Origin of the sequence: Thermoleptolyngbya sp. M55_K2018_002 (assembly GCF_015295965.1) — a bacterium.
GTDB classification, from domain to species: Bacteria; Cyanobacteriota; Cyanobacteriia; order Elainellales; family Elainellaceae; genus Thermoleptolyngbya; species Thermoleptolyngbya sichuanensis.
Genome location: NZ_DVEA01000101.1, coordinates 1 through 5,731 on the forward strand (window position 1 = coordinate 1; position 5,731 = coordinate 5,731).

Annotated in this window: 6 protein-coding genes and 1 pseudogene; 6 read left to right on the forward strand and 1 reads right to left on the reverse strand. The window is 57.0% G+C overall.

Annotated features, from left to right (window positions below; genetic code table 11):
• Positions 1-43: 43 nt before the first annotated feature.
• On the forward strand, positions 44-1,429 hold the full coding sequence (psbC, locus tag IGS51_RS05155) for a photosystem II reaction center protein CP43 (RefSeq protein ID WP_068511737.1): 1,386 nt from the start codon (positions 44-46) through the stop codon (positions 1,427-1,429).
• Positions 1,430-1,543: 114 nt separating this feature from the next.
• On the opposite strand, the gene IGS51_RS05160 is transcribed toward psbC, so the two are convergent.
• On the reverse strand, positions 1,544-2,890 hold the full coding sequence (locus IGS51_RS05160; protein WP_367279261.1) for a GTP-binding protein: 1,347 nt from the start codon (positions 2,888-2,890) through the stop codon (positions 1,544-1,546).
• 281 nt (positions 2,891-3,171) lie between these two features.
• On the opposite strand from IGS51_RS05160, the gene IGS51_RS05165 reads away from it, so the two are divergent.
• The 5 genes and pseudogenes from IGS51_RS05165 to IGS51_RS05185 all read left to right on the forward strand — a co-directional run.
• On the forward strand, positions 3,172-4,035 hold the full coding sequence (locus IGS51_RS05165; RefSeq protein ID WP_297076769.1) for a transglutaminase family protein: 864 nt from the start codon (positions 3,172-3,174) through the stop codon (positions 4,033-4,035).
• A gap of 370 nt (positions 4,036-4,405) precedes the next feature.
• Positions 4,406-4,663, forward strand: a complete 258-nt coding sequence (locus IGS51_RS05170) for a hypothetical protein (protein WP_297076771.1) — start codon at positions 4,406-4,408, stop codon at positions 4,661-4,663.
• Between the two features lie 11 nt (positions 4,664-4,674).
• Positions 4,675-4,830 (forward strand): hypothetical protein, encoded by a 156-nt coding sequence (locus IGS51_RS05175; protein ID WP_297076774.1) that lies wholly within the window; start codon positions 4,675-4,677, stop codon positions 4,828-4,830.
• Between the two features lie 148 nt (positions 4,831-4,978).
• Positions 4,979-5,263 carry a transposase family protein gene (locus IGS51_RS05180; protein ID WP_297076776.1) on the forward strand — a complete coding sequence of 95 codons (285 nt, stop codon included), beginning with the start codon at positions 4,979-4,981 and terminating at the stop codon, positions 5,261-5,263.
• Positions 5,264-5,382: 119 nt separating this feature from the next.
• Positions 5,383-5,731: pseudogene (locus IGS51_RS05185) on the forward strand (transposase); the annotation flags it as partial.

Genomic DNA, 5,731 nt, shown 5'->3' on the forward strand with positions numbered 1-5,731 from the left:
CAGCCTCACGAAAACTTTGTATTCCCTGAAGAGGTACTGCCCCGTGGTAACGCTCTCTAGTAACTCAATGGTTGCCGGAAACCGCGACCAGGAATCCTCCGGGTTTGCCTGGTGGGCTGGCAACGCCCGTCTTATCAACCTTTCTGGAAAGCTGTTGGGCGCTCATGTTGCCCACGCTGGTCTGATTGTCTTCTGGGCAGGCGCGATGACGCTGTTTGAAGTGGCTCACTTTGTGCCTGAGAAGCCCATGTATGAGCAAGGGCTAATTCTGCTGCCTCACCTGGCAACGCTGGGTTGGGGCGTGGGCCCTGGCGGTGAAGTGCTGGATACCTTCCCCTACTTTGTGGTGGGTGTGCTGCACCTGATTTCCTCTGCTGTTCTGGGTCTGGGCGGGATTTATCATGCCGTTCGTGGCCCCGAAACGTTGGAAGAATACTCTTCCTTCTTTGGCTACGACTGGAAAGACAAGAACCAGATGACGAACATCATCGGGTATCACCTGATCCTGCTGGGTCTGGGTGCCTTCCTGCTGGTGTTTAAGGCTATGTTCTTCGGTGGTGTGTATGACACCTGGGCACCGGGTGGTGGTGACGTTCGCGTTATCACCAACCCGACGCTGAACCCAGTGACGATTTTTGGCTACCTGCTGAAGTCTCCCTTTGGCGGCGAAGGCTGGATCGTCAGCGTCAACAACATGGAAGACGTGATCGGCGGCCACATCTGGGTCGGCTTCATCTGCATCGCAGGTGGTGTGTGGCACATCCTGACCAAGCCGTTCGGCTGGGTGCGCCGTGCCTTTATCTGGTCGGGTGAAGCTTACCTTTCCTATAGCCTAGGTGCTCTTTCGCTGATGGGCTTTGTGGCTTCCACGATGGTTTGGTACAACAACACGGTTTATCCTAGCGAGTTCTTCGGCCCCACTGGCCCTGAAGCGTCGCAGGCTCAAGCTCTCACCTTCCTGATCCGTGACCAGCGCTTGGGTGCAAACGTGGGTTCTGCTCAGGGCCCCACGGGTCTGGGTAAGTACCTGATGCGCTCTCCGACGGGTGAAATCATCTTCGGCGGTGAAACCATGCGCTTCTGGGACTTCCAGGGCCCCTGGCTGGAGCCGCTGCGTGGCCCCAATGGTCTGGATCTGGACAAGATCAAGAATGACATTCAGCCCTGGCAAGCTCGCCGCGCGGCTGAGTACATGACCCACGCGCCGCTGGGTTCCCTGAACTCTGTGGGTGGTGTGGCGACCGAAATTAACTCGGTGAACTTTGTGTCGCCTCGCGCCTGGCTGGCAACGTCTCACTTTGTGCTGGCGTTCTTCTTCCTGGTGGGTCACCTGTGGCATGCGGGTCGCGCCCGTGCTGCGGCGGCTGGCTTCGAGAAGGGTATCGACCGCGAGTCTGAGCCAGTGTTGGCAATGCCGGACATCGACTAGTCTGCCGACTGGTATTGGCAATTAGTTGCTGACTAGTTGCTGAACTTTGTAAGCGCCCTCTGCGATTGCGGGGGGCGTTTTTTACGCTTTTCTTACTTTTTTCCTAGTTTTTTGCTATCCGCCCAATTCCCGCTGGAGTCGGTACATGACTGTATCTTCGTCTACCTGGCTGAGGATGTCCTGAATTACCGTGTTGGGCCCGTCCGGCCCCCAAGTACAGCCGCGTTCCAGGTAGGCCTGGGCAGCCTTGCCTACGCGGTAGGAACCGTATCCAGCGATCGCCCCCTGAGCCACCGCTGCACTGCCGTAGGCCATTAGACCCCCAACGCTGTCGAACATCGCGCCCACCGCCGACGCACTCTTGCCCGCCCCCAAGAGCAAGCCGCTGCCCACTTCACCCAGCAGCAGACTGCCCGAACTCCACAAAATCGCCTGGAGCAGTTTGCCTGCCTCAAAGCTGGTCATGGGCAGGCCGTAGAGCTTTGCCAGATTGCGGATCATCACCAGATCGGTGACCGCGCCGCCCATCAGGTCGAGAATGGCGATCGGATTCACGCCGACGGCGATCGCCTTCCACTTGGCAAATTTCCAGATCAACTCCTCCGCCTGCTCCTGGTTTAGCTTCAGGGCTTTGCGGGCGATGCCCTGCTCCGTTTCTCGCGCCTGCCGCAGCGCATTTAGCGCCAGCAGCGACTTGCCTTCCTTTTGGATAATGTCCACCAGCAGCGCCCGCAGTTCTTCCATTTGGGGCGGCGGCGATTCCCATTCGTGCGTCACACTGCCGTCGGGCCATTCCACCCGCACCTGCACCCGTGCAGGCTCCGCCGACACGCGCACCACGTCCTCTGGCATGAGAAACGGCCGACCGCGATCGCCCCCTTCCGCAAACAACATTTGCAACTTCTGGTAAATCGCGTCCCGATCCTGGTCAGGATACAGATCAGCCTTGTTAAACACCAGCAGCATTGGCTTATGGGCTGCCTGCAATTCTGCCAATGCCTGATACTCAGTGCGCGTGATATCGCCCGCAATCACAAACAAAATCAAGTCGGCTTGATTAGCCACGTCCCGCGCCATCTCGGCCCGCGTCTGCCCGCCCACCTCATCCAGCCCTGGCGTGTCGATGAGTTCCACCCGCAGGTCGCTCTCCGGCAGCGCCCAGTAGACCGAGCGGGGATACTGGGTCACGCCGTTGATCGGCCCGGTCGGCAATAGCTTTTGCCCGATGAGTCCGTTAATCACCGCTGACTTGCCCCGGCTCACCAGACCAAACACTGCAATCCTTAGCAGGCTGCAATTCAGCTTGTCCAGCGCCGCTGAAAGCTGGTTCAAATCGGTTTTGAGGGAGGCCTGAAGCTCCACATCTCCTGCGCCTCGTCGGGGCGATCGCGCCTTTTGGGTATAGCGTCCGATGGCTTGCCGCAGGCTGGCCCGCGCCCGCTGAAAATGTGTATCCTGCATTCCCAAGGGAATCAAGCCAGAGGGCGGTGCAGCAGATGAGTCGCGAGGCGGAAACTGAGTCACAGCAGAAAAGAAATTCTTCAGTTATATTTTGGACGATTCTGCCCATCGCTACGATCGGAGATTGGGAGCCTTGGAGGCGAAATTGCCGTATCCCCCCGACCAATCTGGAAAAATCCAGCCGAACCCACAGCCAAAGCGTCATCAAAGTCACAGCAAAGTCCCAATCATCCAGGCTTCGATAACAGCATTCCGCCAGTCCTAACTCCTCGCTCGCCGCCATGCGCTATTGGATTCGCCACACGACAACTTATCGATATGATCGCCCGGTAACGCTTGCCCCGCATTGGGTTCGGCTGCGGCCCCGCAGCGATGTGACGCAGATCTTGCACAACTTTTCGCTGACGGTAGAGCCAGTGCCAGAGCGCGTAGCCGAGAACCTGGATTTGGAGGGAAATAGCGTCCTCAAGCTGACGTTTGGCGATGAACCGCTGGAGCAGTTTCAGATGACGACGATTTCGGAGGTGGAAACCTTTCGCACCAATCCCTTTGACTTTTTGCTGGAACCTTGGGCCAGCCGCCTGCCCATCGACTATCCCATTTCGCTGTATCGACAGCTTCAGCCCTATCTGGCTACCTCGGCGGCTGGACTGCCCGCCCTTGACCCGATCGCCCTCCAGTTGGCCAACGACCTGTGGCTGCAAACGGACGGAAACCCCGTCACCTTCCTTTGGCAGTTGAACCAGCAAATTCATGCCAACTGTCGCCACATCATCCGCGAGACGGGCGAGCCGTTTCCGCCGAGCGTCACCTGGGGCAAAGAGGCGGGGTCTTGCCGCGACCTGACGGTGCTATTTACGGAAGTGTGTCGGGCTGTGGGGCTGGCGGCGCGGTTCGTTAGCGGCTATCAGGAAGCCGACGCAGGCAACGATCCCGAACTGCACGCCTGGGCAGAAGTGTACCTCCCTGGCGCGGGCTGGCGCGGCTATGACCCAACGCAGAATCTGGCAGTGGGCGATCGCTACATTGCCCTAGTGGCCAGCTCCAGCTACCGGGATGCAGCCCCCCTCAGCGGCACGCTCAAAACAGGCATCGGCGCAAGCTCAGAACTCCATACCACGCTAGAGATTGAGGCTCAGGAGTGAGCCAGCAAGGACGTACCTGGGAAGTTTTTCCTAGAAAACCTGTCTGGGAAACGTGTCTAGAAACTTGGCGTGGAGGCTTTTTAGCCTTACGGGACTGGCGCGGCTCGACTCCTAGAGCCGAAATCGAAAGCCATTGATTTCAGGCAGTTTTAGGAAATTCATCACAGATTTAGACCAAAACTATGACCGTTTTACGGTCTACACTCTCTTTTTGCTTTTTGATTTTTTCATTTATTGGTAAAACTGGCTCATGTTGCTAACTCTGGAGAGTGAAAGCCTTGAAAATAAAGGGTTTGAAGTTGTTAGCCAGTTTTGAAGGTGGCTAACAACTGGCTAACAAACTGGCTCATGTGGCTAACACTGGCTAACCTTGCAGCAAAAAACAGGGGCGATCGCCCTTTCGACCGCTAGGCTAAAATCGAGCAAACCCCAGCGGGCAGCCCCAATTACGCCCTGCTGCCATGCCACGCCCCGGCGACAAATATCAATTAGGCGAAAAAGCCATCACCGTTTTGAAATGCCGCGCTGCATTCTGCTTGGTCAGAGCGCAGAGCGGGAAAGACACGCACAAATTCTGGTGCAGCACCGCACTGCTGACGAACCCGATCGCCCCTGCTGGGCAAACTAAAGAGAAGGTTAATGTCTAATCAACTGCCGCCCGAAGTCCGCAGAGCGATCGCCCAATTCCGCCGCGCTGACTACACCGTTGCGGTCGAGGAACGCGCCCTGCGGATCAAGCCACGCTGCCCGAAGCGCCCTCACTTCCGCCAAATGCCGCAAACTACCAGGTTTTGAGCCTTATGTCTGGATACACGAAAGACCAACGCCTCCAAGTCGCGACCGCGATCGCCAGCGGCAGCAGCAACGAAGCTGCCGCCAAGTCGATGTGTTCCGTCCCCAACTAGAACGACAGGGAAAGCGGGGCGGACAAAACAAACTGAGCGTGGAAGACCAATTGCGAGTGGCATTGGAATATTGGCGGGAATACCGCAGCCAGTTTCACATTGGCGCAAGTTGGGGACTGCATGAAACCACAGTCGGACGCATTATCAGGAAAGTGGAAGACCTCTTGATCAAGTGCGGCAAGTTTCGTTTGCCCAGCCAACGGCAGTTGTACCAGCCTGGATGGGAATGGAAGGTGTTTATCGTAGACGCAGGTGAAGTTGAAATTGAACGTCTAAAAAAACAGAAACGTTACTACAGTGGCAAGCAGAACTTGGTTGACTGACAAAAGTTGTCTAGAAGCTGCTAGACAGCTTGCGGTGCGGTAGTTTCAGAGATCCAAGGAGAGAGAGGGGAGCCAGCGTTCTAAGCATAGATGTTGTGAACTCCCCTCTCTACAATGCCTTGAACACTTGGCTGGGTCAATCGTTACCCTGGGCGCATCGTGGGCATCTGACGACCTGCCTGTGGATGGTCATCGCCTTACTCCAGCGTGGAGAGGTCAACCTGACGCGGTGGCTGCCCTATGTCCCCTGTCGAGGCGTGCAGGTGCAAAGCAAACAACGACGGCTCAGTCGTTGGCTGCACAACAGTCGTCTGAACGTTCACCCACTGTATAAGCCGTTGATTCAGGCAGCGTTAGCGGATTGGGCTGAAGCGTGCCTGTACCTGAGTTTGGACACCTCGCTGTTCTGGGATGAGTATTGCTTGAGTGGTGTGGCGAGTCCTGAAGCACCGCAGTGCGTCTGTCACC